This window comes from Lysobacterales bacterium (assembly GCA_014946745.1).
GTDB lineage: Bacteria > Pseudomonadota > Gammaproteobacteria > Xanthomonadales > Xanthomonadaceae > Aquimonas.
Map to the genome: position 1 here is coordinate 231,415 of JADCRD010000002.1, position 24,842 is coordinate 256,256.

Here is a 24,842-nt window from a genome sequence, read left to right on the forward strand (position 1 = left end):
GAATGGACAGCAAGCGTCTCCGACCGATCCAGCAGATCGCGACCGACCGCGAAACCGAGCGCGCCCGCGCCCTGGCCGAGCGCAGCAAGCACCTGGCCACGCACCAGCAGCGTCTTGATGAACTGTCGAAGTACGCGCACGAGTACGCCCAGCCTGCCGCCCAGCTGACCAGCGCGGCCCAGCTGCTAAACCGTCGCGCCTTTCTGGACCGCCTCGACGACGCCCTGAAACAGCAGCAGCAGGCGGTGCGCCGCGCCGAGGAGAACTGCCAGATCGAGCGCACCCGACTGCTGCTCGCCAGCCGCGAGAAGGCGGTGCTGGAGAAGTTGTCCGCGGCCTACCAGAAGCGCGAAGCGCACATCGATAACCAGCGCGCGCAGCGCGAGCTGGATGACCACGCCGCCCGCCAGCATCTGCGGGGCCGCGGAGACACACCATGAGCGCGAGCGGACTCAGCGCGATCGCGACAGCCGCCAGCCCCGCCCGCGCCGCAGGTGCCCGAGCTGAGGTCGCGGGCGAGGCGGGCGCTTTCCCTGCACTGCTGGCCGGATCCGAGCCACCCACGCCATCGGCGCTGCCCTCGCAGGTGCTGACTGCCGCCCCCGACGCCATGCCGGCGAACACCGACGACAGCGAACCGCTGAGCCCCGACGCCAGCCTCTTGGCCGCGCTCGGGCTTGCGCCCTTGCCGCCCGAGCCCGCGGCGGGCGGCGGTTGGAGCGCGGCGAGCGCCGCCGGCTTTGGCGGTCTGCTGGGTGCGCAGTTGCCCGCAGCCCCGTCCGCATCGCTGGCGGGCGCCGCCAGCGCGCGGTCCCTCACGCCGCCGGCCTCGCTTCCGGCGCCAGTCGCTTTGGCGACTGCGCCTGCGGTGGAGGCAAGCCTGCCGCAAGGCGCGGGTGGCGTGCCGACTGCGGCCTTGGCCGCGATCGCACTGGCGCAGTCCACATCCGCGCCCACCGCCAGGGCTGCAGCCGCCGCGGACGCCCAGGCTGCACCCGTCGCAGTTCAGGCTCTGGCAGCGACAGCCGCGGCGACCGCGACCGCCACGCTCGCGCCCACAGCGCCAGCGCCCGCGCTCGCGTCCAGCCTCACGGCGCGCACAGGTGCTGCCGCTGAGCTGCCGTCGGCGAAACCGCGTATCGACGCCACTGCGCTCGACAAGGCGCAGCTCTCCGCGCTGAACGTCGATACCGCGTCGATCCGCCTCACAGCCCTCGTCCAGCCCGCGAGCCCGCGCCCGGCGGCCGACTTCAGCCTGGGGTCCCTGCCGGGGCAAGGCCTGCCGGGTGCGTCTGTGCCGGCGAGCTCCGCGCTCGAACCGATCGCTGCGCGGGATGCCATCGCGCTATCGCTGGCGGGCACGGACCTCGAGTCCACCGCCAGCACACGACGACCTGCGGGCGAAACCGGCTTCCTGCTGCCCATCACGCCCTTCGGCCTGGAACGCGCCGAGCTCACGGCCAGCCCGCGCGAGAGCCTGATGACCCTGCCGCCACTGTTCGTGACTGCGCGCCTTGACGCGGCCTCGCCTCAGTTCAGCTCGGCCCTGGGCCAGCAGATGCAGTGGATGGCCACGCAGCAGATCGGCCGCGCCGAACTGCGGCTCGATCCGGAAGAGCTGGGCCCCTTGGAAATCCGCCTGGAGTTGAACGGCGATGAGATCCGCGCCGAGTTCAGCAGCCGCAGCGCTGAGGTGCGCAGCCTGCTCGAAACGCAGGTCCCGCGGCTGCGTGAACTGCTGGCCGAGCAGGGCTTCAGCCTGGCCGACGCCCAGGTCGGACAGGAGCGCGCGGCCTACCAGGACGCGCCGCAGCAGCGCGAACAGTTCGCAAGACGCGAGGAAAGCGCCGAGCCCACGCGACCCGACAGCGCCGAGACTTCAAGCGCGACTGCCGCGCGGCAGCGGGAAGGCCTGGTCGACGACTTCGCCTGAGGGCGGGGATTGGGGATTGGGGATTGGGGATTGGGAATCGGGAATCGGGAATCGGGAATCGGGAATCGGGAATCGGGAATCGGGAATCGGGAATCGGCGCGAGCATAGGGTGGGTCTTGACCCACCGCGCGGAAGCCTCGAACACGCCCAAGCCCACGCTCGCAACGGCCGCCAGCCTTCCGCCCGCCGCATGAAGCCCAGGTGCCGCGTGCACCGCGACCAGGCGATGAAGTCGGTAGGTCAAAGCCCACCCTATGGAATCCCGGCCGCGACAAAGCTCTCAAGCCGGTGGGTCAAGACCCCACCCTATGGGTTCGCTCAGCCGGCGCCGCGGAGCTGGCTCTGCTGGTAGCGCTCCAGGCCCAGCATGCGGATCAGGCGCAGCTGCTGCTCCAGCCACCGGGTATGGTCTTCCTCGGTGTCCTTCATCTGCGCGAGCAGGATGTCGCGGGTGACGTAGTCGCCATGCTGTTCGCACAGCGCCACGCCGCGCGCGAGATGCCCGCGCACCGTGTACTCCAGCTGCAGATCGCGGCCCAGCATTTCTTCGACCGTGCGGCCGGGCTCGAAAGCGTCAGGCCGCATGTCGGGATCACCGCCGAGGAACAGGATACGGCGCAGCAGCGCATCGGCATGCTGCCCCTCTTCCTCGGCCTCGTGATTGATGCGTTCGTACAGCGCCGCAAGGCCGAGGTCGTCGTAGCGGCGCGAATGGATCAGGTACTGATCGCGCGCAGCCAGCTCGCCGCGCAGCAGGAACCTCAGATACTCGACAACTTCCGGATGCCCTTGCATGGTGCCGCCTCCACGAAAACCGATAGGCAGGATACCCAAGGCTTCGTGGAGGCGATCAGATGAGAAGCGTTCAAGAGCTGGGATTGGGGGTGAGGCGGCGCGCTTGCGCGGCACTGCCGCGCGGGTCGCCGAACGCCCGAGCGCTGTGCGCGAGGGCCGGGCCGGAGGCAGGCGGCCCGCTTGCGCGGCACTGCCGCGCGGGTCGCCGAACGCCGGAGCGCTGTGCGCGAGGGCCGGGCCAGAGGCAGGCGGCCCGCTTGCGCGGCACTGCCGCGCGGGTCGCCGAACGCCGGAGCGCTGTGCGCGAGGGCCGGGCAGGGATTCGCAGCCCGCGGTGTGGAGGCCGAGGGCGTGTCATCAGGGCGATGATCGTCAAAGGCCTACAGGCCTGACCGCCGTCCCGACCGTCGGCCAATCCCCAATCCCAAATCCCCGCCTCTCACCCCCTCATCGCGTTCCGCACCTGCGCTTCCACCGCGGCGATCGCGCTCATGTTGACGACGCGGCGCACGGTGGCGGACGCGGTGAGCACGTGGGCGCTGTGCGAGACGCCCATCAGGATCGGACCCAGGCCCACCCCGTCGGTCATGCTGCGGACCAGGTTGTAGGCGGTGTTGGCGGCGTCGAGATTCGGAAACACGAACAGGTTGGCGCGGCCCTTGAGCCGCGAGTCGGGGAACAGACGCTCGCGGATGTCCTCGTTCAGCGCGGCATCGACGTGCATCTCGCCTTCCACTTCGAGCTTCGGCGCACGCACGCGGATCTTCTTCAGCGCCTCGCGCAGCTTGACCGCGCTGGGGCTGTCGTGGGTGCCGAAATTGCTGTGGCTGATCAGCGCGATCTTCGGCTCGATGCCGAACATCTTGATGCGGTAGGCCGCCTGCAGCGCGCTCTCGGCGATCTGGTCGGCGGTGGGGTCCACCTGCATGTGGGTATCGGTGAAGAAGAACACGCCCTTGTCGTTCAGCACCGCTGAGAGCGCAGCGACCTTGTCCTCGCCCTGATCGGTGCCGAGCACGTCGAGCACGTGCTTGGCCTTCTTCTGGTAGCGGCCAACCAGGCCGCAGAGCAGGGCGTCGGCTTCGCCGCGGCGGACCATGAGCGCGGCGATGACCGTGGCGCGCGAGCGCACGATCGCCTTGGCGGCCGCAGGCGTTACACCGCGACGCTGCATGATCTGGTGGTAGAGCTGCCAGTACTCGTTGAAGCGCGGGTCGTCATCGATGTTGGTGATATCGACATCGACACCCGGGCGGATGCGCAGACCCAAGCGCTGGATGCGCGCTTCAATGACGGCCGGACGACCGATCAGGATCGGCCGCGCGATGCGCTCGTCGACCACGGTCTGCACCGCGCGCAGGGCGACTTCTTCTTCGCCCTCGGCGTAAGCGACGCGCTGCAGCTGGGCGCGGGCGCGATCGATCACCGGCTTCATCAGCAGGCCGGTGCGGAACACGAAGGTGTTGAGTCGCTCGCGATAGGCATCGAGATCGATCGTGCGCGTGGCCACGCCCGATTCCATGGCCGCCTTCGCCACCGCCGGCGCCAGCGAAGCCAGCAGACGCGGATCGAAGGGCCGCGGGATCAGGTAGTCGGGCCCGAAGCTCGGCGTCTCGCCGGCGTAGGCCGCGCCGAGGTCTGAGGCCTCCTTGCGCGCGAGTTCGGCGATCGCGTTGACGCAGGCCAGCTTCATGGCCTCGTTGATGGTGGTGGCGCCGACATCCAGCGCGCCGCGGAAAATGTAGGGAAAGCACAGCGCGTTGTTGACCTGGTTCGGATAGTCCGAGCGGCCGGTCGCGACGATGCTGTCGGGGCGGGTGGCGCGCGCCAGCGCCGGGTCGATCTCGGGCGTGGGGTTGGCCAGGGCCAGCACCACCGGGCGGTCGGCCATGCTGCTCAGCATGTCCGGCTTCAGGATGTTGCCGGCCGACAGGCCCAGGAACACATCGGCGCCAACCAGGATTTCAGCGAGGCTGCGCGCCGCGGTGTCGCGCGCGTAGCGGCGCTTGTCGGGGTCGAGATCGGTGCGGCCGGTGTGCAGCACGCCGTCACGATCGATGGCAAGGATGTTCTCGGGCTTCAGGCCCAGCGCCACCAGCATGTCGAGACAGGCGATGCCGGCGGCACCCGCGCCGGAGGTCGCGAGCTTGACGTCCTCGATCTTCTTGTCGACCACGTGCAGCGCGTTCAGCACCGCGGCGCCGACGATGATCGCGGTGCCGTGCTGGTCGTCGTGGAAGACCGGGATCTTCATCCGCTCGCGCAGCTTGCGCTCGACGATGAAGCACTCGGGCGCCTTGATGTCTTCCAGGTTGACGCCGCCGAAGGTGGGCTCCAGCGCGGCGATGATGTCGACCAGCTTGTCGGGGTCGTTCTCGCTGACCTCGATGTCGAACACGTCGATGCCGGCAAACTTCTGGAACAGCACGCCCTTGCCTTCCATCACCGGCTTGGCCGCCAGCGGGCCGATGTTGCCGAGGCCGAGCACAGCAGTGCCATTGGTGATGACCGCGACCAGGTTGGCGCGGGCGGTGACGGTGGAAGCCTGGTTCGGGTCCTCGACAATGGCCTCGCAGGCCGCCGCCACGCCCGGCGAGTACGCCAGCGCCAGGTCACGCTGGTTGACCAGCGCCTTGGTCGGCGTGACCTTGATCTTTCCCGGCGGATGCTGGCGGTGGTAGTCGAGGGCGGCTTGCTTGAAGGCGTCGTTGTCGGACATGGCGGGCGCGGGGCTCAAGAGACAGCGGGGCCGCCCATGGTAGCGCCCCGCGCGCACCGCAACGGGCCATGCCGGTGCGTATGTGGCCGCCGCCGTCGGCCTGCGCTCAGAGCGTGTGAAAAAGCCCAGACGCCGTAGCGAGGGCGTCTCTGGGTGTTCGTGGCAAAGCGCACGACGTGAATTCAAGGGAGTTTGGCGAGCTAGTGACCGCGGAATTCGCGGAGCGCGCTGCCGCCACGGACGGCCAGAGGCGGCCGCAGTAGGCGGGTGGTTTTTTCACACGCTCTCAGCCGGTGCCTGCCTGTACCAGCACCAGCACCGCCAGTACCGCGAACACCACGGCCGCCGCATAGCGCGCCGCCTTCAGCGGCAGCCGATGGGCGAACCTGGCGCCCAGCGCCACCACCGGCACATTGGCCAGCAGCATGCCGAGCGTGGTGCCGAGCACCACCATCGCCAGCTGCTCGTACTTCGCTGCCAGCAGCACGGTGGCGATCTGGGTCTTGTCGCCCATCTCGGCGATGAAGAAGGCGATGGTGGTGGCGATGAAGGGCCCGAAGCGGGGCTTGGGCGCGTCCTCGTCATCGAGCCTGTCGGGAATCAGCACCCAGATCGCCATGCCCAGCAGCGAGGCGAACAGGATCCAGCGCAGCGCGCCCTCGGGAATGTAGTGCGCGGCCACCGCCCCCAGCCAGCCGGCCAGCGCATGGTTCAACAGCGTGGCTACCAGGATGCCCCAGGCGATTGGCCAGAAGCGGCGGTAGCGGGCGGCGAGTATCAGCGAGAGCAATTGAGTCTTGTCGCCGATTTCAGCGATGGCGACGGCGAGCGTGGAGAACAGCAGGGCTTCCATGTCGGTGGCTTCTCGTGCGTGGCCGGGTGACAGGATGGACGCGCGGACGAGGCCGTCGCACCCGGCCCGGGTCGACGCATCGCCAGCGGTCTCGTCAGGCCCGATGCCGGAATCGCTCCGACCACCGGCTCCGCGCGCCAGGGCCGGCCGGCTCAGTGTGTTGACGGGCGGTCGCGCCGGTTTCGAGAGGGACTCCAGCGCGCGACTACTCCCCGTTGGGGGCGCGCAGTGTACGCCGATGCGCTGATGGGAGTACGCCATGGGGGAGGTGCTGGCGCACCGTGGACTCGACGCAGCCCACGGCCCGCAAGCGCGCGGGGCGCGAACGCGCGACTCTGCGCTTGGGCTGAGCCGGGGCACAGCATGGCCTCGACGCACGGCGGGCGTCGGGCTCATGGTGGGTCAAGACCCACCCTATGCGGCCGGCGCACGCGATGCGGCTCGGCTTCGACGAATCCCGAATCCCTACCCGGCCCTCGCGCACAGCGCTCCGGCGTTCGGCGACCCGCGCGGCAGTGCCGCGCAAGCGGGCCGCCTGCCTCCGGCCCGGCCCTCGCGCACAGCGCTCCGGCGTTCGGCGACCCGCGCGGCAGTGCCGCGCAAGCGGGCCGCCTGCCTCTGGCCCGGCCCTCGCGCACAGCGCTCCGGCGTTCGGCGACCCGCGCGGCAGTGCCGCGCAAGCGGGCCGCCTGCCTCCGGCCCGGCCCTCGCGCACAGCGCTCGGGCGTTCGGCGGCCCTCGCGCGCAGCGCTCGGGCGTTCGGCGACCCGCGCGGCAGTGCCGCGCAAGCGGGCCGCCTGCCTCTGGCCCGGCCCTCGCGCGCAGCGCTCGGGCGTTCGGCGACCCGCGCGGCAGTGCCGCGCAAGCGGGCCGCCTGCCTCTGGCCCGGCCCTCGCGCGCAGCGCTCGGGCGTTCGGCGACCCGCGCGGCAGTGCCGCGCAAGCGGGCCGCCTCACCCCCAATCCCCGCGCTCAAGGCCCAATTCTTGTCACCCTGCCTGCACTGCCCTACCCTGCCCGGCCTGACCGCAGGGGCCGCCGGCCCGCCGTGGTAACGACCTGTTCCGGCGGCCGCGGTGGCCGCCTTTGCGTTTTCGAGCGGCCGCGCGCCGCGGGGGAAGACCCGATGCTGCAGATCCTGTTCGGCCTGTTCGGCCTGGCCTGCCTGATAGCGATCGCCTGGCTGTTCTCGGAGGCCAAGCGCAGCGTGGACTGGAAGCTGGTCGGCACCGGCGTCGCCCTGCAGATCGTCTTCGCGATCTTCGTGCTCATGACGCCCTGGGGCGCCACCATCTTCGGCGCGCTCAGCGAGGGCTTTGTTCAGCTGCTTGGCTTCACTGGCAAGGGCGCCAGCCTGATCTTCGGCTCACTGGCAGATCAAAAACTCACAGGTGACGCGATCGCCGTGGGTGCAGGCGAAACTGACCCAGAAGCCTACAAACGTTACGGCTTCATCTTCGCCTTCCAGGTGCTGCCGACGATCATCTTCTTCGCCGCTTTCATGGGCGTGCTCTACCACCTTGGCGTGATGCAGGCGGTGGTCAAGGGCATGGCCTGGGTGATCACCAAGGCCATGCGCGTGTCGGGCGCCGAGACCCTGTCGGTCTGCGCCAACGCCTTCATCGGCCAGACCGAGGCGCCGCTGGTCATCAAGCCCTATGTGGCCAGCATGACCCGCTCGGAGCTGCTGACGCTCATGGTCGGCGGCATGGCGACGATTGCCGGCGGCGTGCTCGGCGCCTACGTGCTGATGCTGGGCGGCAGCGACCCGGCGGCGCAGGCCGAGTTCGCCAAGCACCTGCTCACCGCCAGCATCATGGCCGCGCCGGCGACCCTGGTGATTGCGAAAATCCTCTGCCCCGAAGCCGGCAAGCCCGTGACCTTGGGCAAGGTCGAAGTCGAAGTCGAGAAGACCACCGCCAACGTCATCGATGCGGCGGCTGCGGGCGCCTCCGAGGGCCTCAAGCTGGCGCTCAACGTCGGCGCCATGCTGCTTGCCTTTACCGCCCTGATCGCCCTCATCAATGCCCCGATCGGCTGGCTCAGCGAAATCACGGGACTGTCCGCAGCGATCGGCAAGCCGGTCGACCTGTCGGTGCTGCTGGGCTATGTGCTGGCGCCGATCGCCTGGGTCGTCGGCGTGCCCTGGGAAGACGCCAACGCCGTCGGCGGCCTGATCGGCACCAAGGTCGTGCTGAACGAGTTCTTCGCCTACAACCAGCTCTCCGCGATCAAGGCGAGCTTGAACGAGAACTCGATCATCATCGCCACCTACGCCCTGTGTGGCTTCGCCAACTTCAGCTCGATCGCCATCCAGATCGGCGGCATCGGCTCGCTGGCGCCCGAGCGCCGCGCCGATCTCGCGCGCTTTGGCCTGAAAGCGGTGCTGGGCGGCTCGCTGGCGACCCTGATGACCGCCACCATCGCCGGCGTGCTGACCCAGCTCGCAGGCTGACGCCGTGCCCGCGCGCGTCGTCGTTGTCGGCAGCTACAACCAGGACATGGTCTGGCGCACCGCGCGCTTTCCGGTGCCGGGCGAAACGCGTCTTGGCACCTTCGACACCGGCCCCGGCGGCAAGGGCTTCAACCAGGCCATCGCCTGCGCCCGCCAGGGCGTGGCGACCCACTTCATCGGCGCGCTCGGCGATGACGCCATCGCCCGCGGCATGCGCGAGCTTGCGCTGAGCGAGGGCCTGGCCCTGCACTGCGAGACGCATGCCCAGTTGGCCACCGGCACCGCGGCGATTCTGGTCGAGGACAGCGGGCAGAACCTCATCGTGGTCGGGCCGGGCGCGAACGCGGCACTCAGCGTGGCCCACGTCAGCGCGCAGGCGGCGGTCATTCGCGCCGCGCGCGTGCTGGTGACCCAGCACGAAGTGAACCACGCGGCCTCGCTGGCCGCGCAGAAGATTGCCCGCGCCGCCGGCGTGCTCTGCCTGCACAATCCGGCGCCGCCGGTCGATGCGCGCGACCTTGAACTGGTCGACGGCGCCGACCTGATCACGCCCAACGAAACCGAGTTCGTGCAGCTGCTGAAGCTGCGCGGGCTCGATGCACCGGCTGCGGACACCCTCGCGGGGCTGTCTGCGGAAACGCTGCACGCACTCTGTCGGGCCCTGCACGCAGGAACGGTGGTCTTGACCCTGGGCGCGCAGGGCGCGTTTGTCTCGCACGCCGATGCGCAGCCTCGCGGCGATGGCGCCAAGCACTACCGGGCCGCGCCGGAACAGGTGGAGGCGATCGACACCACCGGCGCCGGCGATGCCTTCAGCGGCGCGCTGGCGGCGGCGCTGGCGTCTGCACCCGAGGCACCCTTCGCCGAGGCCGTGCGTACGGCCGGTCGCGTGGCGGCGCTGTCCACCGAGCGGCGCGGTGCCGCGCTCGCCATTCCGCGCTTGCACGAGGTGGCGCAGCGCTTCAGGGCTTGAGCGCTTGGCGGCTGCGCCGGGTCCTTCGACCAGAACTGGAGCCACCGTCGCGCTTCGGTGGGTCGACGTCCGCCCCTTGCGGGCCGCTTTGGATGGAGTGCCTCGACTCCCGCGCGCGCCTAGGGAGGGTCTTGACCCACCGCAGACTGCCATAGGGTGGGTCTTGACCCACCGCAGACTGCCATAGGGTGGGTCTTGACCCACCGTGGTCTGCAGATTCGCCCAGATCATCGCTCCGCAGCGAAGCTGCGGCCCGCAGGCGCGTGAACGCGACCAAATTGAAGCCAATGTCGAGCTTCGGTGGGTCAAGACCCACCCTATCCGCTTGCGCGCGTGCCGGGACACGAGGCCCCTGAACGACGCCCCCACGCGCGCCACCGCACTTCGGGAAACATTCAGTTGCAATCCCTAGGCTGCCGACCTGGCAGGGGGCTGCACTCTGACAGACTCGAACACAGGTGGATCCCATGAAGACCCCGATCATCGCTGCGCTTTCCGTCCTGGCCCTCGGCGGCGTTGCCGTCGCCTCGTACGGCGGCTTCTCGCGCGCCAACCAGGCACAGGTGCTGTCGGCCGAGCCGATCCTCGTCACCGAACCGGTACTGGCCGAGGTGCTGCGGTCAAGCCCGGTCGAGGAGAACCGGCCGGTCAGCCGCCAGGAATGCAGCGAGCGCTCAGTGCAGCGGCGCGCGCCGGAGCGCTACGGCGATCGCGACGGCATGGTGGCGGGCGCGGTGATCGGCGGCCTGCTCGGCAACCAGGTCGGTGACGGCAGCGGTCGCGCCGCCGCCACCGCTGCCGGCGTGCTCGCGGGTGGCGCGATCGGCCGCGAAGTCGATCGCCGCCACACCGGCGGACGGCCCTACAGCGAGAGCGTCCGCGAATGCCGCGAGGTCCAGGACAGCGAGCGCGTGGTCGTGGCCTGGGACGTCGAGTACCGCAGCGAAACCGGCACCGGGACCCAGCGTGTGAGCACCCAGCCGGGCGCGCAGATCCAGATCGGCGAGCGCGAGCGCGTGGTCGGCTACGACGTGCGCTGGCGCTACGGCGAGCTGGAGGGCGAGAGCCGCCTGCGCGAGAAGCCTGGCGACACCCTGCCGGTCGAGAACGGCCGCATCGCGCCCTCGCTGATGCTGTGATCCTCGCGCTGCTGTGATGGGCTGAAGGCAGGCCCCGGAAGCGCGAAGATCAACACATGCGCAAGCCACCAGAGACTGACGTTGGGCCGCGCTGCGCTTGGCCCAACCTACCCAAGCCCTCGCAGCCCGTAGGCTGGGCCAAGTCGAAGGCCCGGCTCAAGGCCGCACACCCGCGAATCGCTGACTCAGCCAGGTAGGTTGGGCCAAGCGCAGCGCGGCCCAACTGCTTCGCTGTGAAACGTCTGGAAGCGTCAGGCCGCGACCGACACGCCCGTCTTTTCGCTTAGCTCTTCGAAGCTCACCCCAGGCGCCAGCTCGACCAGCTTGAGCCCCGCAGGGGTCACGTCCAGCACGGCCAGCTCGGTGATGATGCGGTTGACCACGCCGACGCCGGTCAAGGGCAGCGAGCAGGCGGGCAGGATCTTGTGTTCGCCGCCCTTGGCGGTGTGCTCCATCAGCACCACCACGCGCTTCACGCCGGCGACCAGATCCATCGCGCCGCCCATGCCCTTGACCATCTTGCCGGGCACCATCCAGTTGGCGAGGTCGCCTTTGTCGGTGACCTGCATGGCGCCGAGGATGGCGAGGTCGATGTGGCCGCCGCGGATCATCGCGAAGCTGTCGTGGCTGCCGAAGTAGCTGGCGCCAGCGCGGGCGGTGACCGTCTGCTTGCCGGCGTTGATCAGGTCGGCATCGACTTCGGCTTCGGTCGGGAAGGGGCCGATGCCAAGCAGACCGTTCTCGCTCTGCAGCCAGACGTCCATGCCGTCGGGGATGTGGTTGGCCACCAGGGTCGGCAGGCCGATGCCGAGGTTGACATAGGCGCCGTCGGTGAGTTCGCGGGCGGCGCGCTGCGCCATCTCGTCGCGGGTCCAGGGCATGTCGGAGTTTCCTTCGAATGGGGCGGGCGGTGGGCCCGCGGTGTCGTGATGGGATTGGACCGGGGCGGTGTCGGGCTGCGGTCGTGTTCGGGTTGGACCGGGGCGGTGTCGAGCTCCGGTGGGTCAAGACCCACCCTATGCAGTCGCGGTGGGCGGCTAGGGACGTTCGGCACGGCCCACCGCAGGCGCGCCGCGAATCAGGCGGCGCGCGTGGTGCGCTGCTCGATGCGCTTTTCGGGCGTGGGGTTGACCACGATGCGGTCGACGTAGATGCCCGGCAGGTGCACATGGTCGGGGTCGATCTCGCCGATCTCGACAAGCTGCTCGACCTCGGCCACGCAGACCTTGCCGGCCATGGCGCAGGCCGGGTTGAAGTTGCGCGCGGTCTTGCGGAACACCAGGTTGCCGGCCTTGTCCGCCTTCCAGGCCTTCACAAGTGAGACATCGGCCTTGAGCGCGGTTTCCAGCACGTACCAGTGGCCGTCGGGGAACTGGCGGGTCTCCTTGCCTTCGGCGACGACGGTGCCGTAGCCGGTGCGGGTGAAGAAGGCCGGGATGCCGGCGCCACCGGCGCGCAGGCGCTCGGCCAGGGTGCCCTGCGGATTGAATTCGAGTTCGAGCTCGCCCCCCAGGTACTGGCGCTCGAACTCCTTGTTCTCGCCGACGTAGCTGGAAATCATCTTGCGGATCTGACGCGTGGAAAGCAGCTGGCCCAAACCGAAGCCGTCGACGCCGGCGTTGTTGCTGATCGCGGTGAGGTTCTTGGCACCCGAATCGCGCAGCGCGGCGATCAGGGCTTCGGGAATGCCGCAGAGGCCGAAACCGCCCACCGCCAGCGTCTGGCCATCAGCCACCAGATCGCGCAGCGCGGCCTCCGCGCTCGGGTAAACCTTGTTCTTGCCGCCGCGGGCGGCGGGTGCGGTGTCGCTCATGGGCGTGGCCTCGCAAGGATGTGGGGCAAGGCCGCGGATTCTACCTGCCGCTCTCGGGCATCCGCTGCCGTACTTTCGGCCGATGTTGCACCACAACATGTCCATAGGGTGGGTCTTGACCCACCTTGGCGTTGACGCCCGCCCCGGACAAAGCTCGCGCCACGCCCATGGGGTGGGTCTTGACCCACCGTGGCATGAATGTTCGCCACGGTGCCGATCATCCGCATGCGTCGGGACTTCACGGCCGCGGAGGGGATGGGGCGATGCCGCTTCGATGGGGGTTGGGGCGAGTGTCGAGCTCATGGTGGGTCAAGACCCGCCCTATCGCTCGGATTGCGGGGATCGGTCCGGGGCGCTTCGGCGCCCGCCCTGCTAGACTTCGCGGTCTTCCGCGCCAGTGCGACCGCCTGCTGCCTTCCCGGCATCGGGCTGTGAGCCTGCGCGACCCACGCCCCAGGATCAGGACCCCGCCATGCAGTACATCTACACGATGATCGGCGTCAGCAAGATCGTGCCGCCGAAGCGCCAGATCATCAAAGACATCTCGCTGTCTTTCTACCCCGGCGCCAAGATCGGCCTGCTCGGCCTGAACGGCGCCGGCAAATCGACGGTGCTGCGGATCATGGCCGGCGTCGACAAGGACTTCCAGGGCGAGGCCCGTCCACAGCCGGGCATCAAGATCGGCTATCTGGAGCAGGAGCCCAAGCTCAACCCCGAGCACACCGTGCGCGAAGCCGTGCAGGAAGGCCTGGGCGAAATCTTCACGGCGCAGGCCGAGCTGGACAAGGTCTATGCCGCCTACGCGGAAGAAGGCGCGGACTTCGACAAGCTCGCCGCCGAGCAGGCGCGGCTGGAAGCCATCCTCGAATCGGGTGATGCGCACACTCTGGAACAACAGCTCGAAGTGGCCGCCGACGCGCTGCGCCTGCCGCCCTGGGACGCGAAGATCGGCCCGCTCTCGGGCGGCGAGAAGCGCCGCGTGGCGCTGTGCCGCCTGCTGCTGCAGAAGCCCGACATGCTGCTGCTCGACGAGCCGACCAACCATCTCGACGCCGAGTCGGTCGAGTGGCTGGAACAGTTCCTCTCCCGCTACACCGGCACGGTGGTGGCGGTGACGCATGACCGCTACTTCCTCGACAACGCCGCCGAGTGGATCCTCGAACTCGACCGCGGCCGCGGTATTCCCTGGAAGGGCAACTACAGCGACTGGCTGGTCCAGAAGGAAGAGCGCCTCAAGCAGGAAGAGAACCAGGAGAAGGCGCGCCAGAAGGCGATTGCGCGTGAGCTGGAGTGGGCGCGACAGAACGCCAAGGGCGGCCGCAGCAAGGGCAAGGCGCGTCTGGCCAAGCTCGACGAGCTGCAGTCGGTCGACTACCAGAAGCGTCAGGAGACGAACGAGATCTTCATCCCGCCGGGCGAGCGCCTGGGCAACTCAGTGATGGAGTTCAAGAACGTCACCAAGAGCTTCGGCGACCGCGTGCTGATCGAGAACCTGAGCTTCATCGTGCCGCCCGGCGCGATCGTCGGCATCATCGGCCCGAACGGCGCCGGCAAATCGACCCTGTTCAAGATGATCACCGGCCAGGAAAAGCCGGATTCGGGCTCGGTCAACATGGGCCCGACCGTCAAGCTGGCCTATGTCGACCAGAGCCGCGAGAAGCTCGAAGGCGACCACAACGTGTTCCAGGAAGTCTCCGGCGGCTCGGACATCCTCAACATCAACGGCGTGGAGATCCAGTCGCGCGCCTACATCGGCCGCTTCAACTTCAAGGGCCAGGATCAGCAAAAGCTCGTGGGCACCCTGTCCGGCGGTGAGCGCGGTCGCCTGCACCTGGCCAAGACCCTGCTGCAGGGTGGCAACGTGCTGCTGCTCGACGAACCCTCGAACGACCTCGACATCGAAACCCTGCGCGCGCTCGAAGACGCGATCCTGGAGTTCCCGGGCAACGTCTTCGTGATCAGCCACGACCGCTGGTTCCTCGACCGCATCGCCACCCACATCCTGTCCTTCGAAGGCGACAGCCACGTCGAGTTCTTCCAGGGCAACTACCGCGAGTACGAGGAAGACAAGAAGCGTCGCCTCGGCGAGGAAGGCGCCAAGCCGAAGCGGGTGCGGTTCAAGAAGTTGGTGTGAGAGCTGGGATTGGGGTGAGCCGGCGCGCTTGCGCGGCACTGCCGCGCGCGCCGACGAACGCCCGAGCGCTGTGCGCGAGGGCCGGGAAGGTATTCGGGATTGGAAGAAGACCCGTGCCGCGAGATTGGAGACCCCCCGCCCTGCGCGGGGGTTTTCGTTTTTCACAGCCGTCGACTCGGCGGCCAGGCCACCCCGACGCACCCGGCACATCACCCGCTGTGAATCCCCAATCCCCAATCCCGGCTTCAAACTCCTAACGCCGCAAGGCGTTTAACGCTAGTCTTGACGCCCCTTGAACGTCCGCCCCACGCCCATGTCGCACCGCCCCGTCCCGACCAGCCAACGCCTTGAACAGGTCCGCTACGAAATCCGCGGTGAGCTGGCGCGGCGAGCCCGGGAGCTGGAGCAGGCCGGGCGCAAGCTGTACAAGCTCAACATCGGCAACCCCGGCGCGTTCGGCCTGCATGCCCCTGCGCACATCCAGCAGGCGATTGCCGAGCACATCGCCGACAGCGATCCCTACTGCCACCAGCAGGGCCTGCCGCAGGCGCGCGAAGCCGTGGCCGCGCTGCACGTGGCGCGCGGCAGCAGTGGCGTCACTCCGAACGACGTGTTCCTCGGCAACGGCGTCAGCGAGCTGATCGACATCGCGCTGCGCGCCCTGCTGAACCCCGGCGAGGAAGTGCTGCTGCCGAGCCCGGACTATCCGCTGTGGAGCGCAGCCACGCTGTTGAACGGCGGCAACCCGCGCTACTACCACTGCCGGCCCGAGCACGGCTTCCTGCCCGATCCCGAGCAGATCGAGGCGCTGATCACCGCGCGCACCCGCGCGCTGGTGCTGATCAACCCGAACAACCCGACCGGCGCGGTCTACCCGCGCGCTCTGCTCAAGCAGATCGTCGAGATCGCCGAGCGCCATCGGCTGGTGCTGATGGTCGATGAGATCTATGACGGCCTGACCTACGACGGTGCGGAGTTCGTGCCGCTTGCACCGCTCTGCGGCGACGTCCCCTGCCTGTCGTTTGGCGGCCTGTCCAAGGTCTATCGCGGCTGCGGCTTCCGCGCCGGCTGGGTGGTGCTGTCCGGGCACCGCGGGCGGCTGGCCGAGTACCACCACGCCTTCGACCTGCTGGGTGCGCTGCGCCTGTGCGCCAACGTGCCCGCGCAGTGGGCGATTCCGGCGGCGCTCAACGGCCCCGACACCGCCAGCGCGCTGACCGCACCCGGTGGTCGGCTGCACGCAGCGCGGCAGGCGGTGATCGACGCCTGCAAGAAGAGCCCGCGGCTGTCGGTGGTGGCGCCGGGCGGCTCGATGTTCGCGTTTCCGGGCATCGACACCCGCGACCTGCCCGGCTTCGACGACTACCGCTTCGCGCTGGAGCTGCTGGAGCAGGACGGCGTGCTGATCGTGCCGGGCTCCAGCTTCAACGTCGCCTATCGCAACCACTTCCGCGTCACCCTGCTGCCCGAGCCCGCCGACATCGCCGAGGTCTTCCGGCGCATCGACGGCGCGCTGGACCGGCAGGCGCAGGCGATCAAGCGCGCGGTTGCATGATGGGCCGCTCGTACCTCGCGCTGGGCGACTCGTACACGATCGGCGAAGCCGTCGCTGAGGACCTGCGCTGGCCGGTGCAGCTGGTGGCCCGGCTCAACCGTCGTGAATTCCACTTCGACCCACCCGAGATCATCGCCACCACCGGCTGGACCACCGACGAGCTGGCCGCGGCGATGGATGCGAAGTATCCGGTCGGCACTCGCGCCGACTTCGACCTGGTCAGCCTGCTGATCGGGGTCAACAACCAGTACCGCGGCCGCGCGCTCGATGAGTACCGCGAGCAGTTCGCCGCCCTGCTGGAACGCGCGCTGGCGCTGGCCGGCGACGACCCGCAGCGGGTGCTGTTGCTGGCCATTCCCGACTGGGGTGTGACGCCTTTCGGCGCCAAGAGCGGGCGCGACACCGCACAGATCGCCCGCGAGCTCGATGCCTTCAACTCCGCCGCCGCCGAGATCGCGCGGGGCAGCAGCGTGCGCTTCGTCGACACCAGCGCGGTGTCGCGGGAGCACGGCGCCGAGTGGGTGGCCGAGGATGGCCTGCACCCGAGCGCAGCGCTCTACGCAGCCTGGGCCGAAGCCGCCGAGATCGCACTGCTCGGCCCATAGGGTGGATCTCGACCCACCGTGGCCGCCACGCTGGCCTCGGTTCCGGTAGTCGAAGTCGAAGCGCACCCACCTGCGATCGGGCCGACCGCGCGCGCCATAGCCCCCAAACATCCTCGATCGCGGGCAGCCGCTGGCCGACGGCGCGCGCCCGGGCAGGGTTGGGCGACAGCGTCCTCACCCGCGTTGGCGGGCCGGGACGCACCTGACCGCTCGGACTCGGCGCCTGGGCGGCGCGCGCTCCTCCGGGCTCCGCGGCGCGATCCGCCCGCACGCTCTCCCGTGAGCGATCTCAGCTCGTAACGCTCACCGCGCCGATGGCAACCGCCCGGCATTGAAGGCCCCGAGTGGCCTCCGCAGCTCGCGAATGATCTTTCCGGAGTTCTTGAAGCCATTGATGCTGAAACCATTCCGCTCGAAACGCTCCGGCTTGATCGATCTGGAGGCGCGGCCTGCGCGGGCTCGCTGAGGCTGCACCCCTGATCTGGCGAAGGCGCGCGGCACGCAGCGCGGCGACTGCACCAGACACGCTCGGCACGCCCTTTGCGGAGGTTTCACCATGGCTGACCCATCCCAACCCATCGGCGCCTTCCCTGCGTTTCGGCTCGATGCCGGCGCCGACGCGCAGCCGATCGAGATACACCTCATCGCCCAGCTCGCCCCAGGCAGCGGCGATCGGCTGATCGAAGAGACCGCGGCACGCCAGCGGGCGCACCCGGCCTATCGCGACGCCCTGGATGAGCCCTCGGTACGGCTGGCCGGCATGCACCTCGCCCACGGCGATCCGTCGTCGCTGTACAGCTTCGTCGTGGGCCCGCAGGGCCATCCGTTCCACCGCCACGCCGGGCCGCGCATGTTCACTGCGATCTCCGGAAGCTCGGGCGCGCTGCTGCGCTTCTCCGGCGCGAGCGATGCCGAGCTGGCTGTTGACCCCAGCGCCTTCGTGCGGGCCTTGCAGCAGGTTCGCGTGCCGCCGGACAGCCTGTTCAGCGTGCGCTTCGGCGGCGGCACCTGGCACCAGTTCCTGCCGCAGCGGCCCGGGCGCGGGCACGCCGCCCTGTTCGCGCTGTCCTGCCACAGCAACGAGCTGGGCGGCGCGCTCGACGAGGCCCTGCGCGCGCAGATCCTCGATGACCGCGCCGACATTCCCTGCCTTACCGAGACCGTGCCGGAACCGGTGCGCGCACTGTTGGCCGCAAATCCGGCGCCCGCGGTCGAACACCGGCTGAGCCTTGCCACGAAGCCCGACAGCTACGCCCAAGGCCTCGGCGACCTGCTGCGCCGCGCCAACGGGCGACTGCAGTCGACACTCGCGCGCTGGCAAACCGCGGAACGCCGGGCCGCCACGCCGCCTCTTGGGCCAACGATGATTCGTGAGCGGCAGCTGCCCGCGCGCAGCCTGCTGCCCGACCTGCTGGCGGAAGGCCACGACGACTGCACGCTGCTCGAACTGCCGGCCGAGTTCGGCCCACAGCCTTCGGCGACCCGCCTGCTGGCGCGGGTGCTTGAGGGCTTCGTGGAAAATCCGCCGGCCAGCGTCGGATGGCTGATGCGCCTGCGCAACCTGCTGGTCAAACCACTGGGCCTGCGCACCGCCACGCTGGGCTGCCCGGTGTCCTCCTTGCAGACCACGGATGCCCCCGACCGCTTCGTCGGCCGTTACCCGGTGCTGGCCAGCCAGGTCTCGGCGGACGACCGCTGGGCGGAAGTCATCCTCGGCGCGAACGATCGACACCTGCGCTTCCGCAGCAGCGTGAGCGTGAGCCTCGAACCCGCTGGCCGCTGCCAGATCCGACTGGCCACACGCGTCAGCACCCGCAACGCGTTCGGCGCCTTCTACCTGTTCGCGATCCGGCGCGTGCACGAGCGCCACGTCGCACCGACGCTGCTGCGCTGGGCGGTAGGCCATGCGCTCGCAGCGACTGACCCCGTCGCGCCTCGCCCCTTCGCTGAAGGCGCGGGATAGCCCATCCGCATGTCGCGCGCTTTGCCAAAGACACGCCCCACGGACCCCATAGGGTGGGTCTTGACCCACCGATGCTTGATCCTCGCCGCGAACGTCCCCTTGGCCGCATCCCCAAGGCCACGATCGCTCGCGGACCTGAAGCGCCCCATAGGGTGGGTCTCGACCCACCGATGCTTGATCCTCGCCGCGAACATCCCCTCGGTCGCATCCTCAAACCCGCGACCGCTCGCGGACCTGAGGCGCTCCATAGGGTGGGTCTTGACCCACCGAAGCTCGACTCTCGCAGCAAACCTCCACCCGCTCGCGTCGCCGATGCCGCGGTCGCCTGAAGCCGCTGCCTTGCCGCGCTGCAGGGCTCAGCGCAGGCGCGCCATGCCGCGAAGTTCGAGCGTGAACTCAACGCCGCTGCCATCGGCGAGATTGGCCGCGCGTGCACTGCCGGCATGGCGCTCGGCGACAAGCCGGACGATGTGCAGACCGAGGCCAAGATGCGGCGCGCTGCCGGCGGATGCGCTGCGCGGGCGCTGGCTCACCAGCGCATCGAACAGCTTCTCGTGGCGGCCTGGCGCCAGCGTCGGGCCGGTGTTGGCAATGGCGATCCGCGGGCCCTGAGCGCCTGCGCCAAGCTCGATACGGATCTCGCCTTCGGGCGGACAAAAGCTGCGCGCGTTGTCGACCAGTTTGTCCAGGGCTTGAACTATAAGGTCAGGCGCGCCGTGAAACGGCAGAGACTGGCCCGGCACCCGCACATCGAGCCGGCGCGGCGCCAGCAGCTCGCGATAGCCCTCGCCGCAGGCGCGCACCAGCCCGGTGAGGTCGAAGTCTTCGGGCTCGGCGCTGGCGATCGCACGCTCGATGCGCGAACTCTCGCCCATGGCGCGCACGATCGCGGCCAGCCGCTCGCTGCCGGCGCGAGCGCGATCGAGGTAGACGCGACTGGCCTCAGGCAGGTCCTGCGCTTCGAGGTTGTCGAGCGAGCCGCGCACCACCGCCAGCGGGGTGTGCAGTTCGTGCGAGAGCGTGCCGGCGAGGCTGCGCAGGTAGGCGGTGTAGCCAGCGACCTCGTCGAGCAGGGTGCCGAAGCTGCGCGAAAGCTCGCCGAGCTCGTCCACCGCCGCGCTGCGCTCGAAGCCGCGCGCAGCGTCGGCGCCGCCGCGTGCCAGCGCCGCCTCGGCCTGCTGCGACAGTCGCCGGATGCGCGTCGACAGCTGTCCGGCGAACAGGTAGAGCAGCCCCGCCAGCAGCAGGACAACCGCGAGGCTCACGCCCAGCACGCGCAGCAGGGCGCGGTCGGCCAGCAGCAGGGCCGCGCTGGCCTGACGCAGCACCAGGAGCCCGCGGTCTTCGCCCTGGATTTCGATCGCCGCCTGGGCGGACAGCTGCAGGCGATTGCCCTCCTCGATCGCACGCCAGCGCGGCGCTTCCACGCCATCGACGACGCTCGCGCCGGTCCGCTCCGGGTTCGCCGGCTCGATGCCGCCGAGCACGGCGGTGAACAGGCGCCGCCAGCCCGACACCTGGCCGGCATCGGCCGCGAGTTCACCGACCTGCAGCAGCGGATGACCGTCGCCATCCTGGAGCTCACAGACATGCGCCTGCGGGCACAGCGCCGCCAGCAGCTCCGCCAGCGCCGGCTCCGGCTCGCGCAGCGGCCGCAGCAGGCCATCGCCGAGCCGCAGGCCGGGCTCGCCCGGGCGCGCATGGTCGATGGCCTGCACGCCCAGGGCGAGCGGACGCAGGCCCGGCGGCAGGCGCAGCTCGATGCGGTAGCCGGCGGCGTCCTCCTGCCAGTAGCCGCTGATGCGCGGCGCAGGCCCACCCAGCGCCTGCACGGCGACGGCACCGGGCGCCGCGTTGGCGAGACGCAGGCGGGCGCGGCCGTCGAGGGTCTCCAGATCCAGCTCGACGCGATCGGCGTACTGCGCCTCCGGCTGCGCGGCTTCGGCGCGCAGGCGCGTGGTGTCGGCGACGTCGATCAGCAGGTGCAGGGCCTGCTCGCTGCGCGCCGCGCGCAGACGCAAACGGCCAGAGCTGTCGAGCGCGCGCGCGGACTCGGCCGTCTGCGGCCAGTCGCTGTCGTAACCGTCAAGCTCGATCGGGCCGGTGGCCGCAGGCACGGTGACGCCACCAGGCGCCAGCGGCAGCAGGCCGGGATCGCGCAGCAGGGCACGCTCGACGGCGCGGCTCATCACTTCGAGGGTGGCGGTCTGCTGGGCTTCCTGGCCGCGGCGCAGCTGGGCTTCGAGTTCGCGCACCAGCACCCAGCCGGCCGCCGGCAGGGCCAGCGCGGCGGCGGCAAGCAGCACCAGCTGCTGGCGCAGGCGCATGCGTTCAGGCGCTGAACGTGTGGAGGATCACGGCCGCCAGCGGTAGCCGGCGCCGTGCACGGTATCGACCTCGTCGAACTTCGCGTCGATCGCCTCGAACTTCTTGCGGATGCGCTTGATGTGCGAGGTGATCGTGGCCTCGTCGACGACGACTTCGGCCTCACGCATCAGCTGCTCGCGCGAACGCACGTGGCCGGGGTGGCGGGCCAGGGCGTGCACGATCCAGAACTCGGTGACGGTCAGCGGCACCGACTCGCCGTTCCAGCTGACCTGCATGCGCTCCAGCTCCAGGCGCAGGCCGCGCAGGGTGAACACGGTGTCGCGCGCGGCCGGCGAGCGCATCGCGTCGATGCGGCGGAACAGCGCGGCAACGCGGGCGGTCAGCTGCGGCAGCGAGATGTCCTTGCTGAGGTAGTCGTCAGCGCCCAGGCGCAGGCCCGAGATCACGTCGATGTCGGCATCGCGCGCGGTCAGGAACAGGATCGGCAGGGTCGGTGCGCGCGTGCGCAGCTCGCGACACAGCTCGAAGCCGCCCTCGGGCTCGTCGCCCAGACCGACGTCAATCAGCACCAGGTCGGGCAGCTTGAGCGCGAAGGCGGCACGCGCTTCCGGCCGGCTGCCGAAGCCATGCACCTGGTAGCCGTAGCGGCTCAGCGCGTCGATGTAGTTGGCGCGGATGGCCGGCTCATCCTCGACGATGGCGATGGTGCGCGACATGGGCGGCGTCCTTGAGGGCGGCTCAGTGCAGCGCGTCGGGCGCGCCGTGGCACTTCTTGTACTTCTTGCCGCTGCCGCAGGGGCAGGGATCGTTGCGGCCGATCTCCGACTCGCGACGCGCCGGCTGCGGCTTCTGCTCTTCAAGCCGCGCAAAGTGCAGGGCCTGCAGCACCGCCGGCAGCTCCATGATCAGCTGCACGCGCTCGGCGGCGCTGAGCGGCTCCATGTCCTCATCCCCCTCGAACTCGGACTCGTCGAAGCCCTCATCGAGTTCGTCGAGTTCGTCGGCCTCCTCGCGGACCTCGCGCAGGGCGTCGTCCAGTGCGCCGCGGGTGATCGGGCTGCCGGCCACCGGCTCACCGCCGCGCACCACGTTCATGATCTCGTCGAGCGCCGCGCGCACCTGGGTATCGGGCACGCCGGCCTGCTCGATCAGTCGCGCGGTGCGCGCCAGTTCGGGATCGGCCATGGCGGCAGCGACGCCCTCGGGCGTCAGCGGCGCTTCGTCGACGCGCTCGAAGTCGTCGTCCTCCAGGTCGTCGTCGAGATCGCCCTGCTCCTCCTCGTCAGGATCGCTCAGCGCGAAGATCACGCTGACAGCCTCTTCCAGCTCGGGGTCAGCATCGAGACGCTCATCCCAGGCCTCCTGCTGCAGGTACATGCCGTATTCGAAGCCGGCGGCCCAGTCAGCGCCGTAGGGCGTGTCGTCTTCGAGCGCATCGAGGCTGTTGGCGGTGACCGCCTCGAACACCTCCTGGCTCAGCTGGATCGCCGGCATGTGCGCGGTGAGATCCTCGGTGTCGGTCTGGGCGATACGGCGGCCCACCGAGCGCCAGAACGCCAGCAGCAGACGGTGCAGCTCCTCGTTGCGCTCGGCATCCTCGAAGGGCGCGTCGCCACCGCCCCAGACCGCAGGCAGCAGGGCCTCAACATCGGCCGGCTCGGGCGCGACGAACATCGCGCTGAAGAAACCGTCGACCGCCTCCAGATTCATGCCGTCGCGCGGCACCGCGCCATCCCAGAGCAGATCGTCCAGGCGCTGGAAATCGGCGTCGGAGAACGGCGCATTGGGCGGCGTGATCGAGGGCATGGAGTCGGCCTTTGGTGTGCTGGGGCCGACATGGTAACGCCGCAGGCGTCGCGAGGCGCCTGCGGCGCGGGATTGGGGGTGAGCCGGCGTGTTTGCGCGGCGCTGCCGCGCACGCCGGCGAACGCCCGAGCGCTGTGCGCGAGGGCCGGGTAGGGATTGGGGATTCGTTAGGAGCCGGTCGACTCAACGCTGTGAGCAGGCGAAGTCTGCGCAATGCTGAGCGCATCGATACGCACAGCTCTGTACTTCAATCCACGGAAGGCATTGCAGCCAGCACCCCCTCGGTCAAGATCGCGCGAGCGGATGAAACATCGACGCGGAATGAATCCTCTGCTCTCGCGAATCCCGAATCCCCAATCCCGAATCCCGGCTCAATACGCATACTCCCGGAACAGCGGATCCACCGAGCCGCCCCACTCGCGATGGAAGCGTTCGAGCTTGCGCTCGGCGGCGGTCTGGCCGCTGTCGACGATCTCGATCAGCGATTCGAGGTAGATGCGCTCGTCGACGCCGTTGCAGTTGAGGCGCGCGCGGCGCTGCAGGCCGTGGGCGGCGATCTTCAGCGTCTCGCGGGCCAGCTCCAGCACCTTGGAGTTGCGGAAGGGCAGCTTCAGCGCCTGCCGCGGCACGCCGTCGCGCAGGGCGTTGCGCTCTTCCATGCTGAAGTCGCGGACCAGGTCCCAGGCGGCATCCAGCGCGGTGTCGTCGTAGAGCAGGCCGGTCCACAGCGCCGGCAGCGCGCACAGGCGACTCCAGGGGCCGCCGTCGGCGCCGCGCATTTCGAGGTAGCGCTTGAGCCGCACTTCCGGAAAGGCCGTGGTGAGGTGGTCGCCCCAGTCGCTCAGGGTTGGCTTCTCGCCCGGCAGCACGCTGAGTTCGCCGCGCAGAAAGTCGCGGAAGCTCAGACCCGCGGCGTCGATGTAGCGGCCCTCGCGGTAGACGAAGTACATCGGCACATCGAGCAGATAGTCGACGTAGCGCTCGAAGCCGAAGCCGTCCTCGAACACGAAGTCGAGCATGCCGGTGCGGTCGGGGTCGGTGTCGGTCCAGATGTGCGAGCGGTAGCTCAGGAAGCCGTTCGGCTGGCCCTCGCGGAAGGGCGAGTCGGCGAACAGCGCGGTGGCGATCGGCTGCAGCGCCAGCGAGACCCGGAACTTCTTGACCATGTCGGCTTCGGAGGCGAAGTCGAGGTTGACCTGCACGGTGCAGGTGCGGGTCATCATGTCGAGGCCGAGACCGCCGACCTTCGGCATGTACTCGCGCATGATCTTGTAGCGGCCCTTGGGCATCCAGGGCATGTCTTCGCGGGTCCACTTGGGCTGGAAACCCATCCCGAAGAAGCCGATGCCCAGACGATCCGAGACGATCTTGAGTTCGCCGAGATGTCCGGCGGTCTCACGGCAGGTCTGGTGCAGGTTCTCCAGCGGCGCGCCCGAGAGCTCGAGCTGGCCGGCGGGCTCCAGCGTCACCGAGGCGCCGTCCTTTTTCAGTGCGATCAGGTGCCCGCCTTCGAGCACCGGGGTCCAGCCGAACTGGGCCAGGCCTTCGAGCACAGCGCGGATGCCCTGCGGGCCTTCATAGGTCGGCGGGCGCAGGTCGGAGAGGCGGAAGCCGAACTTTTCGTGCTCGGTGCCGATACGCCAGTCTTCGGGCGGCTTGTTGCCGGCAGCGAGGTCCTCGATGAGCTGCTGCTTGGATTCGATCCGTGAACCGGGCGCGCTGCTGGGGCTGGACACGCGGGAACTCCTTGGGTAGCGAGGGGCTCGGGCGCA

The 24,842-nt window shown here is 69.6% G+C and carries 18 protein-coding genes; 9 read left to right on the forward strand and 9 right to left on the reverse strand.

The genetic code is table 11. The features are described 5' to 3' along the window. Positions 1-2: 2 nt before the first annotated feature. Both fliJ and H4O13_13290 read left to right on the forward strand, forming a co-directional pair. Complete coding sequence (fliJ, locus tag H4O13_13285; GenBank protein MBE5316360.1) at positions 3-440, forward strand: flagellar export protein FliJ; 438 nt, start codon at positions 3-5, stop codon at positions 438-440. Continuing rightward, entirely contained in the window at positions 437-1,933 is a 1,497-nt protein-coding gene (locus H4O13_13290; GenBank protein MBE5316361.1) for a flagellar hook-length control protein FliK, read from the forward strand. Before fliJ ends, H4O13_13290 begins: the two co-directional genes overlap by 4 nt. Positions 1,934-2,251: 318 nt before the next feature. Here the strand turns inward: H4O13_13290 and bfr are convergent, their stop codons facing one another. The 3 genes from bfr to H4O13_13305 form a co-directional block, all read right to left on the reverse strand. After that, positions 2,252-2,728, reverse strand: coding sequence for a bacterioferritin (gene bfr / locus H4O13_13295; protein MBE5316362.1), 477 nt, complete (start codon positions 2,726-2,728; stop codon positions 2,252-2,254). Positions 2,729-3,167: 439 nt separating this feature from the next. Continuing rightward, positions 3,168-5,447: an NADP-dependent malic enzyme gene (locus H4O13_13300; protein MBE5316363.1), complete on the reverse strand. Its 2,280-nt coding sequence runs from the start codon at positions 5,445-5,447 to the stop codon at positions 3,168-3,170. Positions 5,448-5,733: 286 nt separating this feature from the next. Beyond that, entirely contained in the window at positions 5,734-6,300 is a 567-nt protein-coding gene (locus H4O13_13305) for a TMEM165/GDT1 family protein (GenBank protein MBE5316364.1), read from the reverse strand. Positions 6,301-7,425: 1,125 nt separating this feature from the next. Here H4O13_13305 and H4O13_13310 point away from each other — a divergent pair. The 3 genes from H4O13_13310 to H4O13_13320 all read left to right on the forward strand — a co-directional run bounded on the left by H4O13_13310 (position 7,426) and on the right by H4O13_13320 (position 10,866). Then, positions 7,426-8,754, forward strand: a complete 1,329-nt coding sequence (locus H4O13_13310) for a NupC/NupG family nucleoside CNT transporter (GenBank protein ID MBE5316365.1) — start codon at positions 7,426-7,428, stop codon at positions 8,752-8,754. Positions 8,755-8,758: 4 nt separating this feature from the next. Further along, on the forward strand, positions 8,759-9,727 hold the full coding sequence (locus tag H4O13_13315) for a ribokinase (protein MBE5316366.1): 969 nt from the start codon (positions 8,759-8,761) through the stop codon (positions 9,725-9,727). A gap of 467 nt (positions 9,728-10,194) precedes the next feature. Continuing rightward, a complete protein-coding gene (locus H4O13_13320) occupies positions 10,195-10,866 on the forward strand; it encodes a glycine zipper 2TM domain-containing protein (protein ID MBE5316367.1) in 672 nt (223 codons plus the stop codon). A gap of 251 nt (positions 10,867-11,117) precedes the next feature. On the opposite strand, the gene H4O13_13325 is transcribed toward H4O13_13320, so the two are convergent. After that, positions 11,118-11,747, reverse strand: coding sequence for a CoA transferase subunit B (locus H4O13_13325; GenBank protein MBE5316368.1), 630 nt, complete (start codon positions 11,745-11,747; stop codon positions 11,118-11,120). 197 nt (positions 11,748-11,944) lie between these two features. Further along, positions 11,945-12,679, reverse strand: a complete 735-nt coding sequence (locus H4O13_13330; protein MBE5316369.1) for a CoA transferase subunit A — start codon at positions 12,677-12,679, stop codon at positions 11,945-11,947. A 472-nt stretch (positions 12,680-13,151) separates the two neighbouring features. On the opposite strand from H4O13_13330, the gene ettA reads away from it, so the two are divergent. The 4 genes from ettA (at position 13,152) to H4O13_13350 (ending at position 18,936) form a co-directional block, all read left to right on the forward strand. Then, on the forward strand, positions 13,152-14,813 hold the full coding sequence (ettA, locus tag H4O13_13335) for an energy-dependent translational throttle protein EttA (GenBank protein MBE5316370.1): 1,662 nt from the start codon (positions 13,152-13,154) through the stop codon (positions 14,811-14,813). Positions 14,814-15,126: 313 nt separating this feature from the next. Beyond that, entirely contained in the window at positions 15,127-16,368 is a 1,242-nt protein-coding gene (locus tag H4O13_13340) for an aminotransferase class I/II-fold pyridoxal phosphate-dependent enzyme (protein MBE5316371.1), read from the forward strand. Beyond that, complete coding sequence (locus H4O13_13345) at positions 16,368-16,973, forward strand: SGNH/GDSL hydrolase family protein (protein MBE5316372.1); 606 nt, start codon at positions 16,368-16,370, stop codon at positions 16,971-16,973. Before H4O13_13340 ends, H4O13_13345 begins: the two co-directional genes overlap by 1 nt. A gap of 556 nt (positions 16,974-17,529) precedes the next feature. Then, entirely contained in the window at positions 17,530-18,936 is a 1,407-nt protein-coding gene (locus tag H4O13_13350) for a DUF2867 domain-containing protein (GenBank protein MBE5316373.1), read from the forward strand. Between the two features lie 356 nt (positions 18,937-19,292). On the opposite strand, the gene H4O13_13355 is transcribed toward H4O13_13350, so the two are convergent. The 4 genes from H4O13_13355 to H4O13_13370 all read right to left on the reverse strand — a co-directional run bounded on the left by H4O13_13355 (position 19,293) and on the right by H4O13_13370 (position 24,806). Further along, complete coding sequence (locus H4O13_13355) at positions 19,293-21,263, reverse strand: histidine kinase (protein ID MBE5316374.1); 1,971 nt, start codon at positions 21,261-21,263, stop codon at positions 19,293-19,295. A gap of 27 nt (positions 21,264-21,290) precedes the next feature. After that, entirely contained in the window at positions 21,291-21,980 is a 690-nt protein-coding gene (gene pdsR, locus H4O13_13360; protein ID MBE5316375.1) for a proteobacterial dedicated sortase system response regulator, read from the reverse strand. A 22-nt stretch (positions 21,981-22,002) separates the two neighbouring features. Next, positions 22,003-23,070 (reverse strand): UPF0149 family protein, encoded by a 1,068-nt coding sequence (locus H4O13_13365; GenBank protein ID MBE5316376.1) that lies wholly within the window; start codon positions 23,068-23,070, stop codon positions 22,003-22,005. A gap of 371 nt (positions 23,071-23,441) precedes the next feature. Then, positions 23,442-24,806 carry a glutamate--cysteine ligase gene (locus H4O13_13370; GenBank protein MBE5316377.1) on the reverse strand — a complete coding sequence of 455 codons (1,365 nt, stop codon included), beginning with the start codon at positions 24,804-24,806 and terminating at the stop codon, positions 23,442-23,444. Positions 24,807-24,842: the final 36 nt, after the last annotated feature.

What these genes read in the sequence shown, in the direction of transcription:
- fliJ (MBE5316360.1), top strand. Translation starts at nt 3, where the DNA reads ATGGACAGCAAGCGTCTCCGACCGATCCAGCAGATCGCGACCGACCGC.
- H4O13_13290 (MBE5316361.1), top strand. Translation starts at nt 437, where the DNA reads ATGAGCGCGAGCGGACTCAGCGCGATCGCGACAGCCGCCAGCCCCGCC.
- bfr (MBE5316362.1), bottom strand. Translation starts at nt 2,728, where the DNA reads ATGCAAGGGCATCCGGAAGTTGTCGAGTATCTGAGGTTCCTGCTGCGC.
- H4O13_13300 (MBE5316363.1), bottom strand. Translation starts at nt 5,447, where the DNA reads ATGTCCGACAACGACGCCTTCAAGCAAGCCGCCCTCGACTACCACCGC.
- H4O13_13305 (MBE5316364.1), bottom strand. Translation starts at nt 6,300, where the DNA reads ATGGAAGCCCTGCTGTTCTCCACGCTCGCCGTCGCCATCGCTGAAATC.
- H4O13_13310 (MBE5316365.1), top strand. Translation starts at nt 7,426, where the DNA reads ATGCTGCAGATCCTGTTCGGCCTGTTCGGCCTGGCCTGCCTGATAGCG.
- H4O13_13320 (MBE5316367.1), top strand. Translation starts at nt 10,195, where the DNA reads ATGAAGACCCCGATCATCGCTGCGCTTTCCGTCCTGGCCCTCGGCGGC.
- H4O13_13325 (MBE5316368.1), bottom strand. Translation starts at nt 11,747, where the DNA reads ATGCCCTGGACCCGCGACGAGATGGCGCAGCGCGCCGCCCGCGAACTC.
- H4O13_13330 (MBE5316369.1), bottom strand. Translation starts at nt 12,679, where the DNA reads ATGAGCGACACCGCACCCGCCGCCCGCGGCGGCAAGAACAAGGTTTAC.
- ettA (MBE5316370.1), top strand. Translation starts at nt 13,152, where the DNA reads ATGCAGTACATCTACACGATGATCGGCGTCAGCAAGATCGTGCCGCCG.
- H4O13_13340 (MBE5316371.1), top strand. Translation starts at nt 15,127, where the DNA reads ATGTCGCACCGCCCCGTCCCGACCAGCCAACGCCTTGAACAGGTCCGC.
- H4O13_13345 (MBE5316372.1), top strand. Translation starts at nt 16,368, where the DNA reads ATGGGCCGCTCGTACCTCGCGCTGGGCGACTCGTACACGATCGGCGAA.
- H4O13_13350 (MBE5316373.1), top strand. Translation starts at nt 17,530, where the DNA reads ATGGCTGACCCATCCCAACCCATCGGCGCCTTCCCTGCGTTTCGGCTC.
- H4O13_13355 (MBE5316374.1), bottom strand. Translation starts at nt 21,263, where the DNA reads ATGCGCCTGCGCCAGCAGCTGGTGCTGCTTGCCGCCGCCGCGCTGGCC.
- pdsR (MBE5316375.1), bottom strand. Translation starts at nt 21,980, where the DNA reads ATGTCGCGCACCATCGCCATCGTCGAGGATGAGCCGGCCATCCGCGCC.
- H4O13_13365 (MBE5316376.1), bottom strand. Translation starts at nt 23,070, where the DNA reads ATGCCCTCGATCACGCCGCCCAATGCGCCGTTCTCCGACGCCGATTTC.